The sequence below is a fragment of the Streptomyces sp. NPDC000075 genome (genome assembly GCF_040301925.1).
GTDB lineage: Bacteria > Actinomycetota > Actinomycetes > Streptomycetales > Streptomycetaceae > Streptomyces > Streptomyces polychromogenes.
Genome location: NZ_JBEPFL010000044.1, coordinates 42,478 through 62,541, shown reverse-complemented (window position 1 = coordinate 62,541; position 20,064 = coordinate 42,478). Strand labels below are relative to the sequence as shown.

The window sequence follows — 20,064 nt, the reverse complement described above, 5'->3', positions numbered from 1 at the left end:
CCCTTGACAGGCCGGCCCGACGCGGAAGGACGATGAGACTGACGGGAAACCCCCAACCCTCCCTGAGACCGCCCGGCCGAGACCCCGCCCTCCCCGCCCCGCTCCGTTCAGCCGCCCACCCGTCGCCACCCCGGGGCGGCGGGTGGGCAGCCTCCGGCCGGCCCCGGGCGCGCCCGGGCGCGGTCGCGCCGTGAGCCGGCGGGAGGCTTCTAGCCCACCGCCCCCCGGACCCGCCTGCGGTGGCGGGCCACGCGTTCGCGGTTGCCGCAGACCTCGCTGCTGCACCAGCGGCGGCGGTGGCCGCGGGAGGTGTCCAGGTAGAGGCGGGCGCAGCCGTCGCCGCCGCAGGAGCGCAGGAGGGCCAGGTCGCCGGGGTCGGTGAGGAGTTCCACCGCGTCCCGGGCCACCGTGGCGAGCAGGCCCGCGCACTCGACGCCGCCGCACAGCTCCCGCACCAGGTGCCCCTCCCGGTCCCGGACCGCGCAGACCCCCGGGGGCGGTCCGGCGGCGGCCGCGTTGACGCGGGCCAGGGCGGCCTCCTCCGGGGCGGAGCCGGCCAGTTCGGCGCGGACGAGGCGGTCGACGTCGCGGCGCAGGCGGCGGAAGGCCTCCACCCAGTCGGGCCCGAGCCGGCCGAGCGGGGTGCGGTCGGGGACCAGCCCGGCGCCGACCAGCCACAGGCGCAGCTCGTCGCCGTCGTGGATGGCCTCGGCCCCCTGGGGGGTCCGGGTGGCCAGCAGGTCCAGACAGACCCGCCCGGAGTCGAACCACATGCCCGTCACCGCCTCGGTCGTCGCCGTGGGACGCCTCCCCAGAGTGCCGTCGCCGACCGGGAAGCGGAAGCCCCCGCGCGGGCTACGCGGGCGGCGGGTCGTCGTGCAGGAGGCGCTGGAACAGCCGGTGGTCGCGCCAGGCGCCGTTGATGTGGAGGTAGCGGGGGGCGAGTCCGAACTCGGTGAAGCCGGCCTTGGCCAGGACCCGCATGGAGGCGGTGTTGTCGACGAGGGTGCCGGCTTCGATGCGGTGCAGCCCGAACTCGTCGCGGGCGGCGCGGACGACCTCCTCCAGGCCGGCGGTGGCCAGGCCCCTGCCGTGCCAGGCCCGGTCGACCCAGTAGCCGACGCCGCCGCTGCACAGCGGCCCGCGCGCGATGCTGCCGAGGTTCATCGCCCCGACGACGGCGCCGGTCGCCGCCTCCGTGAACACGTACGGGACCAGCCGCCCGGCGTCCCGGTCCTGGAGCATGCCCTCGATCCGGGCCCGCTGTCCCGCCTCGGTGTAGAAGGCCTCGGGCCGCTCCGGCTCGTAGGGGGCCATGTACGCCCGGTTGCGCGTCAGTGCGTCGGCCAGCCCGGCGGCGTCCCCGACGGCCAGGCCCCTCATCTCCACCCCGTTGATGATCATGCGGGCACGCTAGCGGACGTTCCCGGCCCCGCTCCAGCCCTCGCCGTCACCGGGGTCCAGGGAGAGCCGGTAGCCGCGCTTGACCACCGTCTGGATCAGGTTCGCCACGCCCAGGGCGGCCCGCAGCCGGGCCATAGCCGTCTCGACGGCGTGCTCGTCGCGCCCCGCCCCCGGCAGCACGCCCAGCAGGTCCGCCCGCGACACCACCCAGCCGGGCCGCCGGGCCAGGGCCGTCAGCAGGGCCATCCCGGCGGGCGGTACGGGGCGCAGCCGGTCGTCGACCACCGCCGCGTGGCCCCGGATCTCCAGCCGGTGCCCGGCGACGGGCAGGACCCGTGCGCGGCCGGGGAGTTCCTGGCAGAGCAGCTGCACCAGCGGCCCGAGGCGGAACCGCTCCGGCTGGACGGTCGCGATCGCCTCTCCCTGGAGCGGCAGCGCGGTCACGGGGCCCACGCACGCGGCGAGCACCGGCCCCCGCAGCGACTTCAGCACGGCCTCGCGGAGCCCGCGCTGCGCGGCGCGGGACAGCAGGGAGGCGGCGGCGGGGGCGGAGGTGAAGGTGACGGCGTCCACGGCGCCGGCGGCGACGGTGTCCAGCAGCCGGTCCAGCGGCGCGAGGTCCTCGGGCGGCATCCACCGGTACACCGGTACGGGCACCACCTCGGCCCCGCCGTCGCGCAGCGCCTCCACGAAGCCGGGCAGCGGCTCGCCGTGCAGCTGGAGGGCGATGCGCCGTCCGGCGACCGGGCCGGCCAGCAGCCGGTCGAGGACCTCGGCCAGGGACTCGGACTGCGGCGACCAGGCCTCCACCAGGCCGGCGGCCCGTACGGCGCCCTTGACCTTGGGCCCGCGCGCCAGGAGTTCGGTGGTGCGCAGCCGGTCGAGCAGCCGCTCGCCGATGCCCCATCCGTCGGCGGCCTCGATCCAGCCGCGGAAGCCGATGGCGGTGGTGGCGACGACGGCGTCCGGCGGGTTGTCGACGAGTTCCTTGGTGGCGGCCATCAGCTCGCCGTCGTCGGCGAGGGGCACGATCCGCAGCGCGGGTGCGTGGACGACGGTGGCGCCGCGCCGGCGGAGCAGGGCGATCAGCTCGTCCGCGCGCCGTGCGGCGGTGACTCCGACGGTGAAGCCCGCGAGGGGGCCGTGCGTAGCGTCGTCCATCGTGGTGTCCTGCCTTGCCCAGTGCCCAGTGGCCAGTGCCCAGTGCCCATTGCCCAGTGGCCAGTGCCCAGTACGTCTGTTCCCGTGTTCCGGGGCCGGCGTCGTCGGGCCGGCCGACCGCGCTGTCGGCCGGCCCGGCGCCTCGGTTTCCGAGCCTGCCAACCCGTCGTGTCGGGCTCGGTTCCGCCGTATTTCCGTGCCGTTAACCGGCCTTGGGTGTCCTCGCCCCCCCCTCACACCACCGTGAGCTGCGCCTTCTGCCCGCTCTGCGTCTTCTCGGGGCCGGCGGGCGCGGCGGCGGGCCGGCGGAGGTATACCGCCCAGGTGACCGCGCAGCAGACGGCGTAGAAGCCGAGGAAGGCGACGAAGGCGGCGGTGCCGGTGCCCGAGGCGGAGAAGGCCTCGCGGAAGGCCAGGTTGATCCCGAGTCCGCCGAGCGCGCCCACGGCACCGATCAGGCCCATGGCGGCCCCGGACAGCCTCCGCCCCTGCGCGTCGGCCTCCTCGCGGCCGAGCCCGCGGGCGAGCGCCTGGGCCTGGAAGATCCCGGGGATCATCTTGTACGTGGAGCCGTTGCCCAGCCCGCTGAGTACGAACAGGGCGGTGAAGCCGGCCAGGAACACCGGCAGGGACTGGCGTACGGAGGCCAGCACGACCACCCCGGTCGCGGCGGCCATCGCCACGAAGGCCGCGAGGGTGATCCGCGCCCCGCCGTACCGGTCGGCGAGCGCCCCGCCGACGGGCCGGACGAGCGAGCCGAGCAGCGGGCCGATGAAGGTGAGGGAGGCGGCCTGGAGCGGGGTCCGGCCGAACTGGCTCTGGAGAACGAGGCCGAAGGCGAAGCCGTAGCCGATGAAGGAGCCGAAGCAGCCGACGTACAGCAGGGCCATGATCCAGGTGTGGGGCTCGCGGACGGCTTCCCGTACGGCGCCCGTGTCGCCCCGTACGGGGGCCAGGTTGTCCATGCGGACGAGGGCCAGCACGGCGGCGGCCACGATCAGCGGGACGTAGGCGGCGAGCAGCAGCCGGGGGTGTCCGGCGCCGGCGGTGGCGATGACGAGCAGCGCGGCGAGCTGGACGACGGGGACGCCGATGTTGCCGCCGCCCGCGTTGAGGCCGAGGGCCCAGCCCTTCTTCCGCAGCGGGAAGAAGGCGTTGATGTTGGTCATGGAGGAGGCGAAGTTGCCGCCGCCGACCCCGGTGAGCGCGGCGACGGCGAGGAAGGTCCCGTACGGGGTGCCGGGTTCCATGACGAGGAGCGCGGCGACGGTCGGCGCGAGGAGCAGCAGGGCGCTGACCACGGTCCAGTCGCGGCCGCCGAAGCGGGCGACGGCGAAGGTGTAGGGGATGCGGACGAGCCCGCCGACGGCGGTGGCGGTGGCGATGAGGAAGAACTTCCCGGCGGGGTCGATCCCGTAGGCGGGGCCCATGAAGAGGACCATCACGGACCACAGGGACCAGATGGAGAAGCCGATGTGCTCGGAGAGGACGGAGTAGAGGAGGTTGCGGCGGGCGGTGCGCTCGCCGGTCTCCCGCCAGAAGGTCTCGTCCTCGGGGTCCCAGTGCTCGATCCAGCGGCCGCCCCGGCGGCCTTGCGGCCGGATTCCGTTCATCACACGCCTCCACAGCTGTCTGGTCCGTGGTGACGACGTTAGGAAGGGCGCGTTTCGGCCCCGGTCCCCGCCGGATGACCGGGGGGAAACCTTGCTCTCACCCGCCGTGCGCGCCGGCTGTGAGCGCGGCCGGGAGCCGGCCACCCGGGGGGAGTTCCAGCCAGTGGTGGGCTTCCTGGAGTTCCGCGGCGGCGCGGACGAGGGCGTCGAGGCCGGGGTGGCGCAGGCCCGCGCGCCAGACCATGGACAGCGGGGAGAGGGGTACGGGGTCCACGAGGGGGCGTTTGACGCAGCCGGGGATGTCGAGGAAGACGACGGTGACCAGGACGGGGTTGCGGGTCTTGGCCATCACCCGGACGAACTCCTCCTTGCCGACGGCCACCGGCGCGGGCGGGGCCACGGCGATGCCCCGTCCGGCGAACAGCTCGCGGGCCAGGCCGGTCCACTCCAGGGTGCGCGGGTTCCCGGCGCCGGCGTAGACGCTCTCGCCGGCGAGCGCATCGAGCGGTACGGCGTCCAGCGCGGCCAGCGGGTGGTCCTCGGGCAGGAGCACGGCGAGGGGTTCGTGGCGCACGGGCCGGTGGGCGAGCCGGGAGCGCAGGGCGGGGTCCAGGCCGTCGAAGTAGCCGAAGGAGACGTCGAGCCGGCCGGCGGCGATCTCGGCGGCGGCGTGGGTGAGGCCGCTCTCGAAGCGGGCCATCAGCTCGTGGCCGGGGGCGAGTTCGCGGGCCCGTTCCAGGACGAGGCGGGCGGTGGTGGGGCCGTCGGTGTTGAGGTCGACGAGGAGGGCGGGGGGCGGTCCGGCGAAGGCGGCGGCGAGTTCCTCGTGGGCGCGGAGCACCTCGCGGGCGTGGGGCAGCAGGCGCATCCCGTCGGCGGTGAGTTCGACGGCCCGGGTGGTGCGGGTGAACAGGGCCACGCCGAGGGCCTGTTCGAGGCGGCGGACGTCGCGGCTGAGGGCCTGCTGGGCCACGTAGAGGCGGGCGGCGGCGCGGGTGAAGTGCAGCTCCTCGGCGACGGCGAGGAAGCCGCGCAGCAGCCGGGGGTCCACGTCGGGGGAGGTCACCGCAGAAGATTAACAACGGGAGGGCGTGAATGGGCCCCGAACAGGTGTTGGACCGCCGTCGGGGCCGGGCGGCAGGCTCGGGGCATGCCGCAAGAGACCCCGCTCATGACCGTGACGGGCGCCACCCTGGTCCTGGCCTCGCCCGCCCCGGCCCGCGCCGCACGGCCCGTCCCCGTCCCCGCACCCGTCCCCGCACCCGCCCCCGTCCCCGTCCGCCGTTCCCCCGCCGCCCGCCTCCTGGGCCCGTACGCCCGCCTGTTCGCCGTCCCGGGGGCACGCGGGTTCACCGCCGGGAACCTGCTCGCCCGGCTGCCCATGGGCATGTTCGGGATCAGCGCGGTGATGATGATCGCCGGCCAGCGCGGCTCGTACGCCCTCGCCGGCGCCGTCACCGCGACCGGGATGGCCGCCACCGCCGTCGTCGCCCCGTGGACGGCCCGCCTCGTCGACCGGTACGGGCAGGCCCGGGCCGCCGTACCGGCCACGGTGATCGCCGTCCTCGGCTCGCTCTGCCTCGTCCTGTGCGTCCGTACGCAGGCCCCGGCCTGGACCCTGTTCGCCTCCTACGCGGCCACCGCCACCACCCCCAACATCGGCGGCCTGTCCCGGGCCCGCTGGACCCACCTGCTGCCCCGGTCCGCGCACCACACCGCGATGTCCTTCGAACAGGCCGCCGACGAGCTGTGCTTCATGCTCGGCCCGGTCCTCGCCGCCTTCCTGTGCACCGCCGTCTTCCCGGAGGCCGGCACCCTCACGGGGGCGGCGCTGCTGCTGACCGGCATGCTGGTGTTCACCGCCCACCGCGCCACCGAGCCCCCGCCCGGCGGGGCGCCCCGGACCACGGGGGGCCGTTCCCCGCTGCGTGCGCTGGCGCCGCTGCTCGGCCTGTTCCTCGCCACGGGCCTGGTCTTCGGCTCGATGGAGGTCACCTCGGTGGCCCACCTCTCCGCCCTGGGCCTGGGCGGCGCGTCCGGCCCGGTCCTCGCGCTCCAGGCGGCGGGGTCCTGCGTGGCCGGCCTGCTGTACGGGGCCCGTTGCCCGAGGAGCCTGCGGACCTGCCTGCTCGCGCTGGCCGGGGCGATGGCCCTGCCGTGGGCGGCGGCCGCCACGGGCTCCCTCGCGCCGCTGGCCGCGGCCCTGCTGCTGGCGGGCATGGCGACGGCGCCGGTGATGGTCACCGCGATGGGGCTGGTCCAGTCCCGCACCCCCGAGGGCCGTCTCAACGAGGGGATGACACTGGCCGTCACCGCCATCCTCGCGGGGATCGCGGGAGGTTCGGCGACGGCGGGCCTGGCCGTGGACCGGCTCGGCACGGGGACGGCCTATCTCCTGCCGGCGGCCGCGGCCCTGGCCGCACTGATTGTCGGATCTGCGACTCCACGGCCCGCCCGTTGATCGGGATTTCATCCGGCTGCCGGGTGACGTCACCGCGTGGGTCGCACCCTTCCAGGCCGCAATCCGCCATAACTGGGGAGGCTTTCCCCCAAACCCTTCCCTTCGCGGAGGAACTCCCCTTGCCTGCTTCGCGCTCCGTCTCGTCGGCCCTGATCGTCGCAGCCGTCACCGCGTCCTGTCTGATGCCGGCCGTGCCCGCCCTGGCGGACTCCTCGCACGTCCGTTTCTCCCAGCCGTACGTCCCCTCCATCGCCCCCGGGAAGACGGGCCGCGTCGTCATCGCGGCCCTGAACGGGGCGGACCCGGCGCACAGCGGCACCTTCCGGATCACCGCCCCGGAGCGGACCACCTTCCCGGAGGCCCGGTTCTACTGGAACGGCCAGCGGGCCGGCGGCTCGTGCAACCGCTCCAAGGACGCGCGCCTGCTGACCTGCAACGCCGGGACCCGCGCCGGCTTCGCCTTCCCGGCCAACACGCAGACCCGGCTGGCGGTTTCCCTGAAGGTGGACGCGAACGCCCCCGAGGGCACCACGCTGGACGGCGGCGAGTGGTCGGACGGCAAGGACGCGCCGGCCCTCTTCGCCGTGGCCACCCCGGTCCGGGGCCCGAAGGGCGACGACGGCCCGCCCGGGGAACACGGACACGACGGCCACGACGGCAAGCCCGGCCACCACGGCAGGCCCGGCCGTCCGGGCCCCAAGGGCGACAAGGGAGACAAGGGCGACACCGGCGAGCGGGGCCCCAAGGGCGACCGCGGTGACACCGGCGACCGGGGCCCGAAGGGCGACCGGGGCGACACCGGCCCGCAGGGCCCCAAGGGCGACACCGGCCCGGCCGGAGGCCCGCAGGGCCCCAAGGGCGACAAGGGGGACACGGGCGAGCGCGGCCCCAAGGGCGACCGGGGCGACACCGGCGAGCGCGGCCCCAAGGGTCACACCGGCGAGCGCGGCCCGAAGGGCGACAAGGGCGACCGCGGCCCGGCCGGCCCCCAGGGCCCCGAGGGCCCGCGCGGTCCCAAGGGCGACCAGGGACCGAAGGGCGACACCGGCCCGGCGGGCGGCCCGCAGGGACCGAAGGGCGACAAGGGCGACAAGGGCGACCGCGGCCCGCAGGGTCCCGAGGGCCCGCGCGGCCCGAAGGGCTACCCGGGCGAGCAGGGCCCGAAGGGCGACCGCGGCCCCAAGGGTGACAAGGGAGACAAGGGCAAGCCCGGCGACTGCAAGTGCGGCAGCCACCACGGCGGCAAGGACGACCACGGCAAGGGCCACGGCAAGGGCGACCACCACGGCAAGGGCGACAAGGGCGACCACGGCAAGGGCGGCCCGAAGGCCCGCATCGTCACCTCAGGCCAGGGCCTCGGCATCCGCTCCGGCCCCGGCACGGGCTACGCCAAGACCGGCAAGGTCGCGAACGACTCCGTCGTAGCGCTCCAGTGCAAGGTCGACGGCGAACAGGTCGGCGACAACGCGATCTGGTACAAGCTCGCCGACGGCCGCGGCTGGATCGCCGCACGCTACGCCCTGAACCTCAACAAGGTCCCGTACTGCTCGTGACCCCGCTACCCCCGCCGTCACCGCCGCCCGCACCAGCGGCGGGGACGGCGGGCCGCACCCGACGAAGGCCCCGCGGCCGGCAGACCGCGGGGCCTTCGCCCGTACCGCACCTCACGCGGGCTTGACCCACTCCTCGCGCAGCATCCCGAAGAGCACGCGGTCGTAGCGCTCCCCCGCCACCAGCACGGCCGCCCGCAGGCGCCCCTCCTCGCGGAAGCCGAGCCGCGAGAAGGCCCGTACGGCACGCTCGTTGCCGCTCCAGGTGTCCAGCTCCAGCCGGTGCAGCCCGTACGCGCCGAACAGGTGGTCCACCATCAGCCGTACCGCTTCGCTGCCGTGGCCACGGCCCCAGAACTCCCGTTCACCGATGGTGATGCCCAGGGTGGCCACTCCGGCGTAGGGGTCGAGGTCGCGGTAGTCGGCCATGCCGATGACCCGCCCGCTCTCCAGGTCCTCGACCGTGAACACGGCCGCCTCCCTCGGCACCAGCCGCAGCTTCCCCTCGAACGCGATCGCGATCGCCTCCGCCGTGACCGGCCCGAAGAGGGGATCGCCGGCCGCGGCCAGCCGCACCACCTCCGGGTCGTTGCGCCACCGCAGATGGTGTTCGGCGTCTTCGGCGCGCAGCGCGCGCAGTCTCACCAGATTTCCTTCGAACATCGCGCCACCCTAAACGATCACAGTGCCGTACGAGTACGAGTTTCCGGTACCAGTCTCGTACCATGGACCGGTACAGGTCCGAGAGGAGACGACGATGTCCATAAGCGCCAGCGAAGCCCGGGCGGGCCTTTTCCCGCTGATCGAGCGGGTCAACACCGACCACACACCCGTGCGCATCACCTCGCGCAACGGCGATGCCGTCCTGATGTCCGCCGACGACTACGACTCCTGGCAGGAGACCGTCTACCTGCTGCGCTCGCCCGCCAACGCGCAGCGGCTGATGGAGGCCGTCGCCCGCGACCGGGAGGGCGCGGCCACCGTCGCCAAGAGCATGGACGAGTTGCGGGAGTTGACCGGGGGCGAGGAGTGAGGAGCGTCCACTTCGACCCGGCAGCCTGGGAGGACTTCCTGTTCTGGCTCGCCTCCGACCGGAAAACGGCCCGCAGGATCACCCGGCTCATCGGCGAGGTCCAGCGTGATCCGTTCGCCGGGATCGGCAAACCGGAGCCGCTGAAGGGAGACCTGTCCGGCTACTGGTCCCGCCGCATCGACGACGAGCACCGCCTCGTGTACCGGGCGGACGAGAAGGAAGTGAAGATCCTCAAGGCCCGGTACCACTACTGAACCGGCGCCGCGGGCACGCCCCGGAACATGACGAAGGCCCCGCAACCAGACGGCTGCGGGGCCTTCGCCCACATGGGATGAGTGGAGATGGCGGGAATCGAACCCGCGTCCAACGGTGCAGAAGCAGGGCTTCTCCGAGCGCAGTCCGCTGCGCTTTTCTCGGCCCCGGAGATCACACGGACAAGTCTCCGACGGGCTCAGTCACTGTTTGGTTTCCCTCCAACCCCCGTGACCGGGGCTAGAGGTTTAGATCCCTTGTTGACGCCAGGATCCGGACCGGGACCACTTCCGGGCTGACGCTCCTCACAGAGGCTTCAGCTCACTGTTATTAGGCAGCGAGGGTGAAGCGGGAGTTATCGCTCTTGGAGTTGGCGATTATTTTTTGCGACATGTGGTTAGCGAGATCATTGCCGCTTCCTCGGCTCGCTTCCCCTGCATCGACATCCGCTGTCGAAACCGATCATCCCCATGTTCTGTTTACAAGCTGCGCCGACCCCGGAGGGGCGGTGCTGACGCCATGGTACGCGAAGTGGACCACCGCGTGCCAGGAGATTAAACCGTGCCCCGCTGCTTGCGGCGGATCGCGGAGATCGTCCGCTGGGTCTCGCGGGTGTCCTGCTTCTCGCGCAGGGTCTGGCGCTTGTCGTACTCCTTCTTGCCCTTCGCCAGCGCGATCTCGACCTTCGCGCGGCCGTCCTTGAAGTACAGGGACAGCGGCACGACCGTGTGGCCCGACTCGTCCGCCTTGCGCTCCAGCTTGTCGATCTCCTCGCGGTGCATGAGGAGCTTGCGCTTGCGGCGGGCACTGTGGTTGGTCCAGGTGCCCTGGCTGTACTCGGGGACGTGGACGTTGTACATCCACACCTCGCCGCTCTCGACCGACACGAAGCCGTCGACCAGGGAGGCCCGGCCCTGGCGCAGGGACTTGACCTCGGTACCCGTGAGCACGATGCCGCACTCGTAGGTGTCGATGATCGCGTAGTCGTGCCGCGCCTTCTTGTTCTGGGCGATCAGCTTGCGCCCTTTTTCCTTAGCCATAGTGCGGTCATTTTCGCACTACGACCCCACCCCGAGGCCACCCAATACCGTCCGCGCCCGCTCCTCGGCCCCGTCGCCGGCGGCCAGGTCCGGGGTGATGCCCCCGCCGTCGAGGCTGCGGCCCGCCGGGGTGCGGTACGTGCCCACCGTCAGCTCCGCCACCGCGCCGCCCGGCAGCGGGGTGGGCATCTGCACGGAGCCCTTGCCGAAGGTGCGGGTGCCCACCGTCACCGCACGGCCGCGGTCCTGGAGGGCGCCGGTGACCAGTTCGGCCGCGCTCATCGTGCCGCCGTCCACGAGGGCCACCAGGGGGCGGCCGGTGTCCCCGCCGGGGGCCGCGTACAGGGCGCGCTCGGCGCCGCGTACGTCGTAGGTCGCCACGAGCCCGCCGTCCAGGAAGGCGGAGGCCGCCGTGACGGCCTCGGTGACCAGGCCGCCCGGGTTGCCGCGCAGGTCCAGCATCACCCCGGCGCCCGGCGGGGCCTGCCGCACGGCCTCCTTGACGCGCTCCCCGGAACCCCGGGTGAAGGAGGCCACCTTGATCACGGTGGTGCCGTCCGCGAGGCGGCGTACGGTCACCGGGTCGGCGCGCAGCCGCTCGCGCCGGACGGTCTCGCGGAGCGGGACGCCGTCCCGGCTGAGGCCGAGCACCACCGGGGTGCCTGCCTCGCCGCGCAGCCGGGCCACCACGTCGGCGACGGGCAGGCCGCTGACCTCGTGCCCGTCGACGCTCAGCAGCCGGTCGCCGGCGCGCAGGCCGGCCCGGGCGGCGGGGCTGTCGGGCTGGACCCGCTCGACCTCGATGCGGCCGTCGCCGCGGCGCCCGGTCCAGAGCCCGACGCCGGTCCAGTGGCCGTCGAGGTCCTCGGCGAAGGCGGCGTACTCGCCCTGGTCGTAGACGGTGCCCCAGCGGTCGCCGCTGCGGCTGACCACCTCCTGGGCGGCCTTCTTGCCGGACTTCCCCTCGGCGACGGCCTCGGCGGCGGCCCGCTCGACGGCCTCCCGGTCGGCGGTCCCGGGCGCGGGGCCCGGCTCCGGCTCCCCGGCGCTCGTGAGGGCGGCGACGGGCCCGCCCTCGGGCCCGCCCCAGCACCCGGTGGCCGCCGCGGTGCCCACGGATACGGCGAACAGCAGCGTTAAGAAGGCCCCGCGACGCAGGTCACGGGGCCGGAGACAGAGAGCGGGCAGACCCGGCATGCGGCCGAGTCTAGGACAAGCCCCGCTGCCGCAAGCGGCGTTGGCCGCAGACGGCAGGAGGCGATCGTCATACCTTGAGGTACTTGCGGAGCGCCACGAACGCCGCCAGGGAGGGCATCAGGAGGCCGATGACCAGGACCAGCGGGAGTTTGGTGAGGACCGCGTCCCAGCCGATGAAGTTGATCAGCTGGAGTTTGTCGCGGAGGCCGATGCCGTGGTCGATCACGAAGTACTGGCCGGCGCCGAGCATCCCGCAGGCGAAGGCGGCGCCGATGAGGCCGGCGACGGCCGCCTCCATGATGAACGGCACCTGGATGTAGAAGCCGGAGGCGCCGACCAGGCGCATGATGCCGGTCTCCCGCCGACGGCTGAACGCCGAGACGCGCACGGTGTTGACGATCAGCAGCAGCGCCACGATCAGCATGATCATCATGATGCCGAGGGCGGCCCAGTTGAGGGTGCCCAGCAGGGCGAAGAGGTTGTCGAGCTCGGTGGACTGGTCGGCCACCGACTGGACCCCGTCGCGGCCCGCGAAGGCGGAGGTGATGACCTCGTACTTCTCCGGGTTCTTCAGCTTGACCCGGAAGGAGTCCGGCATCTGGTCGGGGGTGACGACCGAGGCCAGGGCGGTGTGCCCGAAGCGTTCCTTGTAGTGCTTGTACGCCTCGTCCGAGGACTCGTACATGACCGTCTGGACGAGGTCCATCTTCTTGAGCTCGCGCTCGATGCCCTGCTTCTGCTCGGGCGTGACGGCCCCCTTGGAGCAGGGCTTGCCGTTGCCGGCTGCGGGTGCGGCGGCGGCGCCCGGCGCTCCGGCCGCCGCCGGGGCGTTGCCGGCGGCCGCGTCGAGGGCGTCGTTCTTGGTGCAGAGGTAGACGGTGACGTTGACCTTGTCGTACCAGTACCCCTTCATGGCGCTGACCTGGTCCCGCATGAGCAGGGAGCCCCCGAAGAGGGCCAGCGACAGGGCCACGGAGATGATGACCGCGAAGGTCATGGTGAGATTGCGGCGGAGGCCGACGCCGATCTCCGACATGACGAACTGGGCGCGCATGGCGTCTCAGAGACCTTTCAGTGCTGGTAGCCGTAGACGCCGCGCGACTGGTCGCGTACGAGTCGGCCCTGTTCGAGTTCGATGACGCGCTTGCGCATCTGGTCCACGATCTGCTGATCGTGCGTGGCCATGATGACGGTGGTGCCGGTCCGGTTGATCCGGTCCAGCAGCTTCATGATCCCGACGGAGGTCTGCGGGTCGAGGTTGCCCGTGGGCTCGTCGGCGATCAGCAGGGCGGGGCGGTTGACGAAGGCGCGGGCGATGGCCACGCGCTGCTGCTCACCGCCGGAGAGCTCGCCCGGCATCCGCCCCTCCTTGCCGCCGAGGCCGACCAGCTCCAGCACCTGCGGGACGGCCTTGCGGATCTCGCCGCGCGGTTTGCCGATGACCTCCTGGGCGAAGGCGACGTTCTCGGCCACCGTCTTGTTGGGCAGGAGCCGGAAGTCCTGGAAGACGGTCCCCAGCTGGCGCCGCATGTGCGGGACCTTCCAGTTGGAGAGCTTGGCGAGGTCCTTGCCCAGGACGTGCACCTGCCCGTGGCTCGCCCGTTCCTCGCGCAGGACCAGCCGCAGGAAGGTGGACTTGCCGGAGCCGGAGGAGCCGACCAGGAAGACGAACTCGCCCTTGGCGATGTCGAGGGAGACATCTCTGAGTGCGGGCCGGGTTTGCTTCGGGTAGGACTTGGAGACGTTGTCGAATCGGATCACGGGTGCACCACGGTCGCCGGGAGTAGGTGTGCGTGACCATACGCGAACGGGCGCGGGGTGGGGACCCGGCATTCGGAGTTGCCCGATTTATCCCCGGCTCCCGGGGGAGCCGGACCGCTCTTGTCCGGACGGGCCGCGCCGAATGCCGAAGGAGCTGGCACAGTGGGAGAGGGGAACGGACTCGGTCCCCTTGCCGTTAAGCGTCATGAGGGGACGAGAGGAGGAGCGCATGACATATGACCGGCTCGTGTGCGCGAACTGCGCCGCGCCCGTCAGCCAGGGCCGCTGCCCGGTGTGCCGGGCGAACCGGGAGCGCCTCCAGCAGGAGGGCCCCTTCGCAGGGCTGAATCCGATGGCGCTCATCGCGCTCATGGTGGTGCTGGTGGCCGCCCTGGCACTGGTGGCCCGGACCGCGTAGGCCGCGCCGCGTCCCGATCAGAGGCCAAGAGAAGGGCCCGGACACCGTGGGTGTCCGGGCCCTTCCTCGCTGTGTGCGACGCCGTGTGCCGCGCCGCGTGGGGCGCTCAGGCGCTCTGCTGCTCCTGCTGCTTGCGCCAGCGGATCCCGGCCTCCAGGAAGCCATCGATCTCACCGTCGAGGACCGCCTGCGGGTTGCCGACCTCGAACTCCGTGCGCAGGTCCTTGACCATCTGGTACGGGTGCAGGACGTAGGAGCGCATCTGGTTGCCCCAGGAGCTGCCGCCGTCCTTGAGGGCGTCCATCCTGGCCTGCTCCTCCTGGCGGCGCCGCTCCAGCAGCTTGGCCTGGAGGACGTTCATGGCGCTGGCCTTGTTCTGGATCTGCGAGCGCTCGTTCTGGCAGGAGACCACGATGCCGGTCGGGATGTGCGTGATGCGCACGGCCGAGTCGGTCGTGTTGACGCCCTGGCCGCCGGGGCCGGAGGCGCGGTACACGTCCACGCGCAGCTCGGACTCGTCGATCTCGACGTGGTCGCTGGTCTCGACGACCGGGAGCACCTCCACGCCCGCGAAGGAGGTCTGGCGGCGGCCCTGGTTGTCGAAGGGCGAGATGCGCACGAGGCGGTGGGTGCCCTGCTCGACGGAGAGGGTGCCGTAGGCGTACGGGGCCTTGACGACGAAGGTGGTCGACTTGATGCCGGCCTCTTCCGCGTACGAGGTCTCGTAGATCTCCGTCGGGTAGCCGTGGCGCTCGGCCCAGCGCAGGTACATGCGCTGGAGGCGCTCGGCGAAGTCGGAGGCGTCGACGCCGCCGGCCTCGGCACGGATGTTGACCAGGGCCTCGCGCTCGGCGTACTCGCCGGAGAGCAGGGTCCGGACCTCCATCTCGTCCAGCGCCTTGCGGACGGAGACCAGCTCGGCCTCGGCCTCGGCGAGGGTGTCCGCGTCGTCCATCTCCTGGGCGAGGTCGAACAGCACCCCGAGGTCGTCGATGCGGCCGCGCAGGGTCTCGGTCTTGCGGACCTCCGCCTGGAGGTGCGAAAGCTTGCTCGTGATCTTCTGGGCGGCGTCCGGGTCGTCCCACAGGGACGGCGCGGCGGCCTGCTCCTCGAGCACGGCGATTTCTGCCCTCAGCTTGTCGAGGTCCAGGACGGCCTCGATCGACCCCATGGTCGAGGAGAGGGACTTCAGCTCTTCGGAAACATCGACGACTGCCACGGGTCCAGCGTAGCCGGTCCTCGGACGGCCATCTCCGGCCAGGCCGGATCAACGGGTTCGGAGGAGGGCGGGTACGGGCGTACGCTCACCGTATGACCGTTCTACTCGTGAAGCGCCGACATGTGGACCACATGCGTGTCACCACCACGAGCTGTCTGCCGCCGGACCTCGCACAAGCCTGATCAACCCCGATCCGACTTCGGTCCTGTAGGCGGTCACGTCCGCCCGGCACCATCCCTGCCGGCGGCCCGTTCCACGCTGCCCGTCGCCCCGCCATCTCTGGGGCACAGGACCCCGTGACATCCGAAACGGAGCCGTCATGCCGTCCGCGCACCCCTCCTCCTCGTCCTCCTCGCCCGCGTCGTCCTCCCCGTCCACGTCGTCCTCCCCGTCCCTCGCGGTGATCGACCTCTCCCGGGCCGACGACCCCGCCGAGCGGGACGACTTCCTCAAGCAGCTGCACGCCGCCGCCCGCGACACCGGCTTCCTGTACCTCACCGGGCACGGGATAACCGAGGCCGAGACCGCCCGCATCCTGGAGCTGACCAGGGCCTTCTTCGCGCTCCCGGAGGCCGACCGGCTGTCCGTGAGCAATCTGAACTCCCCGCACTTCCGCGGCTACACCCGCATCGGGCACGAGCTGACCGGCGGGGCCTCGGACTGGCGGGACCAGCTGGACGTGGGCGCGGAGCGGCCCGCTCCGCAGGTGGGGCCGGGCGACCCGGCGTATCTGTGGCTGGAGGGCCCGAACCAGTGGCCGGCGTCGCTGCCGGAGCTGCGGGAGGCGGTGCTGGGGTGGCAGGAGCGGCTGGCGGCGGTGGCGCACCGGCTGCTGCGGGAGCTGCTGACGGCGATCGGCGCCCCGCCGGACTTCTTCGACGCGGCCTTCGCGGACCGGCCCCACCTGCACACGAAGCTGATCCGCTACCCCGGGTCGGCGCCGTCGGGCGCGGACCAGGGGGTCGGCGCGCACAAGGACTACGGCTTCCTGACGTTGCTGCTCCAGGACGGGGTGGGCGGGCTCCAGGTCGTCCGGGACGGCGGGTTCGTGGACATCCCGCCGATGCCGGGGGCGTTCGTGGTGAACCTGGGTGAGCTGCTGGAGATCGCCACGGAGGGGTACCTGGTGGCCACCGACCACCGGGTGGTCAGCCCGCCGGGGGCGGTGGAGCGGTTCTCGGTGCCGTTCTTCTACAACCCCCGGCTGGACGCGGTGATCGACACCGTGCCCGGGGAGTACCTGCGGTCCGCGCCGGGGGTCGCGCACGACGCGTCGAACCCGCTGCACGCGGAGTACGGCCGCAACGAGCTGAAGGGCTGGGTCCGCGCCCACCCCGCCGTGGCCCGGCGCTGGCACCCGTCGCTGGTCTGACCCCGCCCCGCCCTTCTCCGTTTCCGCCTCGAACGCCGGCGGGGCCGTCTGCGGCCCGCGCGGCGTTCGAGCACACCGGCACCGCCCCCGTCAGGGGTGGACCGGAGACGAGTGCTTCGTGTCGCGCGGCCGCGGGGCCTCGTCCTCCCCCGAGGTGGCCAGCCAGCTGCCGACCCCCACCGCGGCGGCCAGCGCCAGCGCCGAGGCCGAGAGCACCAGCCGCCGCTTGCGCACCGCCTCCGCCCGGTGCCGGGCGGCGCCCGGCCGGTGGCCGCCGGCCGGGCGCGGGACGCGCGCGGTGCCCAGCGCCCCGCCCGCGAGCTCGTCCGGCGTCGGTACCCGCATGGACGTGTGCGTGTCGCGGTTGGAGTCCGTCGCGGACCCCGGGACCAGCGGCACCACCCCCCGCCGCCGCACCGGGTCCACGGCCGCCGACTCGTCCGGGGCGGCCGGGTCCTCCTGGTCCTGCGCCTCCGCGTCGTCCGGCTCGTCCACGTCCAGCGGCGGCATCCCGGCCAGCAGCGGCAGCAGCTCCCGCAGTCGTACCGACAGCTCCGAGGCCCGCAGCCGCGACGCCGGCGCCTTCGCCAGGCACTGGACGATCAGCTGCCACAGCTCTTCGGGGATCCCCGGCAGCGGGACCACGGTCTCGGTCACGTGCCGGCGCAGCACCGCCCCGGGGTGTCCCCCGCCGAAGGGGGTGAACCCGGCCAGCAGCTCGTAGAGCACCGTGGCCAGGGCGTATATGTCGACGGCCGCCCTCGGGGGCAGGCCCTCCACTATCTCGGGGGCCAGGTAGTCGGGCGTCCCGATGATCCGCGTCGCGGGCGCCGCCGTCCGCGCCCCGGGCGGCGCGGGGGCGCGGCGGGGGTGGTCGATGAGCTTGGCCACGCCGAAGTCGGTCAGCAGCGCGGGGTGCGCGCCGCCGGGGCCGAGGGGGCCCTGCATGTCGAGCAGGACGTTCTCGGGCTTCACGTCCCGGTGCACGACGCCCGCCGCGTGCGCGGCGGCGAGCGCGTCCGCGACGTCCGCGACGATGGCCACGGCCGCCTCGGGGGCGAGCCGTCGTTCGCGGTCGAGGCGGGTGCGCAGGTCCGTGCCCCGGACGAGGTCCATGACGAGGGCGAGGTCGTTGCCGTCCACGACCAGGTCGCGGACGGTGACGATGTGCGGGTGTTCCAGGCCGAGCAGCGCGCTGCGCTCCTGGACGAAGCGTCCGACCAGCTCCTGGTCGGAGGCGAGGTCCTCGCGCAGCAGCTTGACGGCGACGGGCCCGTCCGGCCCCTCGCCCAGCCACACCGTGCCCGCGCTGCCGCGCCCCAGGATCTGGTGCGCTGTGTACCGGCTGCCGATCTTCCGTGCCACGACTGCTCCCTCAGCGGCTGGCGTAACGTGCCAAAGCTACGCGGCCGAACGGGGGCCCGGCGCTCCGGATCGCGGTGACCTTCACTTCTGCGGGCGAAATCACGCCCTGGATGTCGACAAATCAACGAAGTCGGCGCTACGGAGGGCCGAAAAGGCTCTCCGTAGCGCCGACTTCGGGTGCCGGCAGGGCTGCCGGGGGGGCTGCCGGGGGGCTGCCGGGGCGTCAGGAACCGGCGCCGCCGCTCTTCGTCTTGTCGCCGATCGAGCCGACGAAGTCGGCGATGTCGCTGCCCCAGCTCCACACCTGGTCCCACCAGCCCTTGCCGGTGCCGATCCACTCCTGGAGCGGGGTCAGTTCCCAGATCAGCCAGCCGCCCACGAAGAGCAGCAGGATCAGCACGAGGCAGCCCTTGAGGCAGCCGAGGCCGGGGATGCGGACCGGGTTGGCGCTGCGGCGGCGCGGCTCGCGCGGCGGACGGGGCTCGCGCGGGGGCTGCTGCCGGGGCGGTCGCTGCTGCGGCTGCGGCTGCACGGGCGGCTGCGGCTGCGGCCGGTAGGGCTGCTGCTGCGGGGGCGGCGGGGGCTGGTACGCCTGCGGCTGCTGGTACGGCTGGGGCTGCGGGGCGTACTGGGGCGGCTGCTGGTACTGCTGCGGCGGCGGGGCCGGGCGGTACTGCGGCTGCTGGTGCTGCTGCTGCGGCTGGTGCTGCGGGGGCGGCGGGGCCTGGCGCTGGGGGCGCCGGCGCAGGGGGTCCTCGCTCGGGTCGAGGTAGTGCATCTGCGTCTGCTCGTTGCGGTCCCGCGCGGCCGCCATCTGCGACTGCCACGGGTGCGGGGCGTCGGGCCGCTGCACCGGGGGCATGACGGAGGTCGGGTCGGGGGCGCCGCCCTGCCCGCCGGCGACGGGCGGCAGCACGGTGGTGGCGTCGGCCCCGTCGACCGGGGGCAGCACGCTGGTCATCGCGTTCGGGTCGTAGTCCCCGGCCGCGCCCAGGGGCGTCTCCCGGGTCGGCTCGGTGCTCCCGGGGAACTGCGGGGCGGCGGCCGGGACCGGCGCCGGGGAGGGGTCGGGGGCGAGCAGCGCGCCGACGCCGAGCGCGGCCTCGACCTCGTCGGGCGAGGAGTGCACGCGGATGCCGGCGGCGACCACGCGCAGGCCGCGCGCCAGGCTCTCGGCGCTCGGGCGCTCGTCGGGCTCCTTGCGCAGGCAGCGCTCGATGACGATCCACAGCGCCTCGGGCACGGACGAGGGCCGCTGCGGGTCCTCGCTGAGGTGGCGGTGGAGCACTTCGAGCGCGGTGCCGCCGGCGAAGGGCGGGCGGCCGGTGAGCAGCTCGTACAGCAGGATGCCGGCGCCGTAGATGTCGACGGCGGAGGTCTGCGGGCGGCCCTCGGCGGACTCGGGGGCGACGTAGGCGGGGGTGCCGACGAACTCGTGGGTGCGGGTGAGGCCCGGGGAGTCGGCGAGGCGGGCGATGCCGAAGTCGGTGAGCATCGGCTTCATCTGCCCGTGGCTCTCGTCGAGCAGGACGTTGGCCGGCTTCAGGTCGCGGTGGACGACGCCGTCGGCGTGGCTGGCGGCGAGGGCGTCGGCGATCTGGGCGGTCAGCAGGGCCGCGGCGACGGGACTGAAGGGCCCGTTCTGCCGGATGTACTTGTGCAGGTCCGGGCCGTCGATCAGATCCATGACGAGGGCGAGGAGGTCGCCCTCGACCACGAGGTCGCGGGTGCGGACGATGTTGGGGTGCGTCAGGCGCAGCAGGACGGAGCGCTCGCGCAGGAAGCGCATGACGATGTCCGCGTCCTGGGCCAGCTCCTCCTTGAGGACCTTGATGGCCACGGTCTCGCCGGGCTGGCCGGCGACGGCGGCCTCCGCGCCGGCGGTCTCCCTCTGGCGGGCACGCCAGACGGTGCCCGTGGCGCCGCGTCCGAGCGGCTCCTCGAGCAGGTACTTGCTGCCGACTGGCCGCACGTCTCGCGCTCCCTGCTGTCGTCCTGCTGTCGATTTCCGGCTGATTCCGCCGAGTGGGTTTCCGGAGGGGATCCGGAGGGTTTTCCGGCCCAACTCTAGGGGGTGTCTCCGTGGAGGACGCGGGCCGAGGGAGGTTGGTTGCCGCATATTTGTACGAAGAGTGAGTTTTGAGGCGTATGCCGGAGGCCCTTTTCCCCGAAATTGCCGCGACATTCGCCCGACCGGGTGGCCGGATCCGTACGGTGA

The 20,064-nt window shown here is 73.3% G+C and carries 19 protein-coding genes and 1 other RNA gene; 6 read left to right on the top strand and 14 right to left on the bottom strand.

The window, feature by feature from the left end; all coding sequences use genetic code 11:
• Positions 1-209: 209 nt before the first annotated feature.
• The 5 genes from ABT403_RS34615 to ABT403_RS34595 form a co-directional block, all read right to left on the bottom strand.
• Positions 210-773, bottom strand: a complete 564-nt coding sequence (locus tag ABT403_RS34615) for a CGNR zinc finger domain-containing protein (RefSeq protein ID WP_344155502.1) — start codon at positions 771-773, stop codon at positions 210-212.
• Between the two features lie 82 nt (positions 774-855).
• A complete protein-coding gene (locus ABT403_RS34610; protein ID WP_344155505.1) occupies positions 856-1,404 on the bottom strand; it encodes a GNAT family N-acetyltransferase in 549 nt (182 codons plus the stop codon).
• Positions 1,405-1,413: 9 nt separating this feature from the next.
• Complete coding sequence (locus ABT403_RS34605; RefSeq protein ID WP_344155508.1) at positions 1,414-2,565, bottom strand: uroporphyrinogen-III synthase; 1,152 nt, start codon at positions 2,563-2,565, stop codon at positions 1,414-1,416.
• Positions 2,566-2,798: 233 nt separating this feature from the next.
• On the bottom strand, positions 2,799-4,178 hold the full coding sequence (locus ABT403_RS34600) for a nitrate/nitrite transporter (RefSeq protein ID WP_344155511.1): 1,380 nt from the start codon (positions 4,176-4,178) through the stop codon (positions 2,799-2,801).
• A gap of 97 nt (positions 4,179-4,275) precedes the next feature.
• Positions 4,276-5,244, bottom strand: coding sequence for a LysR family transcriptional regulator (locus ABT403_RS34595; protein WP_344155514.1), 969 nt, complete (start codon positions 5,242-5,244; stop codon positions 4,276-4,278).
• 84 nt (positions 5,245-5,328) lie between these two features.
• On the opposite strand from ABT403_RS34595, the gene ABT403_RS34590 reads away from it, so the two are divergent.
• Together ABT403_RS34590 and ABT403_RS34585 are read left to right on the top strand one after the other, a co-directional pair.
• Positions 5,329-6,639, top strand: coding sequence for an MFS transporter (locus tag ABT403_RS34590; protein ID WP_344155517.1), 1,311 nt, complete (start codon positions 5,329-5,331; stop codon positions 6,637-6,639).
• A gap of 119 nt (positions 6,640-6,758) precedes the next feature.
• Entirely contained in the window at positions 6,759-8,192 is a 1,434-nt protein-coding gene (locus tag ABT403_RS34585; protein ID WP_344155521.1) for an SH3 domain-containing protein, read from the top strand.
• Positions 8,193-8,303: 111 nt separating this feature from the next.
• Here ABT403_RS34585 and ABT403_RS34580 read toward each other — a convergent pair whose 3' ends face one another.
• On the bottom strand, positions 8,304-8,852 hold the full coding sequence (locus ABT403_RS34580; RefSeq protein ID WP_344155524.1) for a GNAT family N-acetyltransferase: 549 nt from the start codon (positions 8,850-8,852) through the stop codon (positions 8,304-8,306).
• 94 nt (positions 8,853-8,946) lie between these two features.
• Here ABT403_RS34580 and ABT403_RS34575 point away from each other — a divergent pair, with 94 nt between their 5' ends.
• Both ABT403_RS34575 and ABT403_RS34570 read left to right on the top strand, forming a co-directional pair.
• Positions 8,947-9,222, top strand: coding sequence for a type II toxin-antitoxin system Phd/YefM family antitoxin (locus ABT403_RS34575; protein WP_344155527.1), 276 nt, complete (start codon positions 8,947-8,949; stop codon positions 9,220-9,222).
• Positions 9,219-9,476 (top strand): Txe/YoeB family addiction module toxin, encoded by a 258-nt coding sequence (locus ABT403_RS34570; RefSeq protein WP_344155530.1) that lies wholly within the window; start codon positions 9,219-9,221, stop codon positions 9,474-9,476. The genes ABT403_RS34575 and ABT403_RS34570 overlap by 4 nt, the downstream gene beginning before the upstream one ends.
• Before the next feature lie 79 nt (positions 9,477-9,555).
• Here the strand turns inward: ABT403_RS34570 and ssrA are convergent.
• The 5 genes from ssrA to ftsE all read right to left on the bottom strand — a co-directional run bounded on the left by ssrA (position 9,556) and on the right by ftsE (position 13,472).
• Positions 9,556-9,944: a transfer-messenger RNA gene (gene ssrA / locus ABT403_RS34565) on the bottom strand.
• Positions 9,945-10,028: 84 nt separating this feature from the next.
• Complete coding sequence (gene smpB / locus ABT403_RS34560; RefSeq protein WP_079427410.1) at positions 10,029-10,514, bottom strand: SsrA-binding protein SmpB; 486 nt, start codon at positions 10,512-10,514, stop codon at positions 10,029-10,031.
• An 18-nt stretch (positions 10,515-10,532) separates the two neighbouring features.
• Positions 10,533-11,711, bottom strand: a complete 1,179-nt coding sequence (locus tag ABT403_RS34555) for a S41 family peptidase (protein WP_344155538.1) — start codon at positions 11,709-11,711, stop codon at positions 10,533-10,535.
• Positions 11,712-11,778: 67 nt separating this feature from the next.
• Positions 11,779-12,765 carry a permease-like cell division protein FtsX gene (ftsX, locus tag ABT403_RS34550; protein ID WP_344155541.1) on the bottom strand — a complete coding sequence of 329 codons (987 nt, stop codon included), beginning with the start codon at positions 12,763-12,765 and terminating at the stop codon, positions 11,779-11,781.
• Between the two features lie 17 nt (positions 12,766-12,782).
• Complete coding sequence (gene ftsE, locus ABT403_RS34545; RefSeq protein WP_042810247.1) at positions 12,783-13,472, bottom strand: cell division ATP-binding protein FtsE; 690 nt, start codon at positions 13,470-13,472, stop codon at positions 12,783-12,785.
• Between the two features lie 229 nt (positions 13,473-13,701).
• Here ftsE and ABT403_RS34540 point away from each other — a divergent pair, with 229 nt between their 5' ends.
• Positions 13,702-13,890, top strand: coding sequence for a hypothetical protein (locus ABT403_RS34540; protein WP_344155544.1), 189 nt, complete (start codon positions 13,702-13,704; stop codon positions 13,888-13,890).
• 106 nt (positions 13,891-13,996) lie between these two features.
• Here the strand turns inward: ABT403_RS34540 and prfB are convergent, their stop codons facing one another.
• Positions 13,997-15,109 carry a peptide chain release factor 2 gene (gene prfB / locus ABT403_RS34535; RefSeq protein WP_344155547.1) on the bottom strand — a complete coding sequence of 371 codons (1,113 nt, stop codon included), beginning with the start codon at positions 15,107-15,109 and terminating at the stop codon, positions 13,997-13,999.
• Positions 15,110-15,428: 319 nt separating this feature from the next.
• Between prfB and ABT403_RS34530 the strand changes: the two genes are divergently transcribed.
• The gene (locus ABT403_RS34530; RefSeq protein ID WP_344155550.1) at positions 15,429-16,481 is read left to right on the top strand and encodes an isopenicillin N synthase family dioxygenase; all 1,053 of its coding nucleotides are present in this window, start codon (positions 15,429-15,431) and stop codon (positions 16,479-16,481) included.
• 90 nt (positions 16,482-16,571) lie between these two features.
• On the opposite strand, the gene ABT403_RS34525 is transcribed toward ABT403_RS34530, so the two are convergent.
• Positions 16,572-17,846 carry a serine/threonine-protein kinase gene (locus tag ABT403_RS34525; protein ID WP_344155553.1) on the bottom strand — a complete coding sequence of 425 codons (1,275 nt, stop codon included), beginning with the start codon at positions 17,844-17,846 and terminating at the stop codon, positions 16,572-16,574.
• A gap of 223 nt (positions 17,847-18,069) precedes the next feature.
• Positions 18,070-19,818, bottom strand: coding sequence for a serine/threonine-protein kinase (locus tag ABT403_RS34520; RefSeq protein ID WP_344155556.1), 1,749 nt, complete (start codon positions 19,816-19,818; stop codon positions 18,070-18,072).
• Positions 19,819-20,064: the final 246 nt, after the last annotated feature.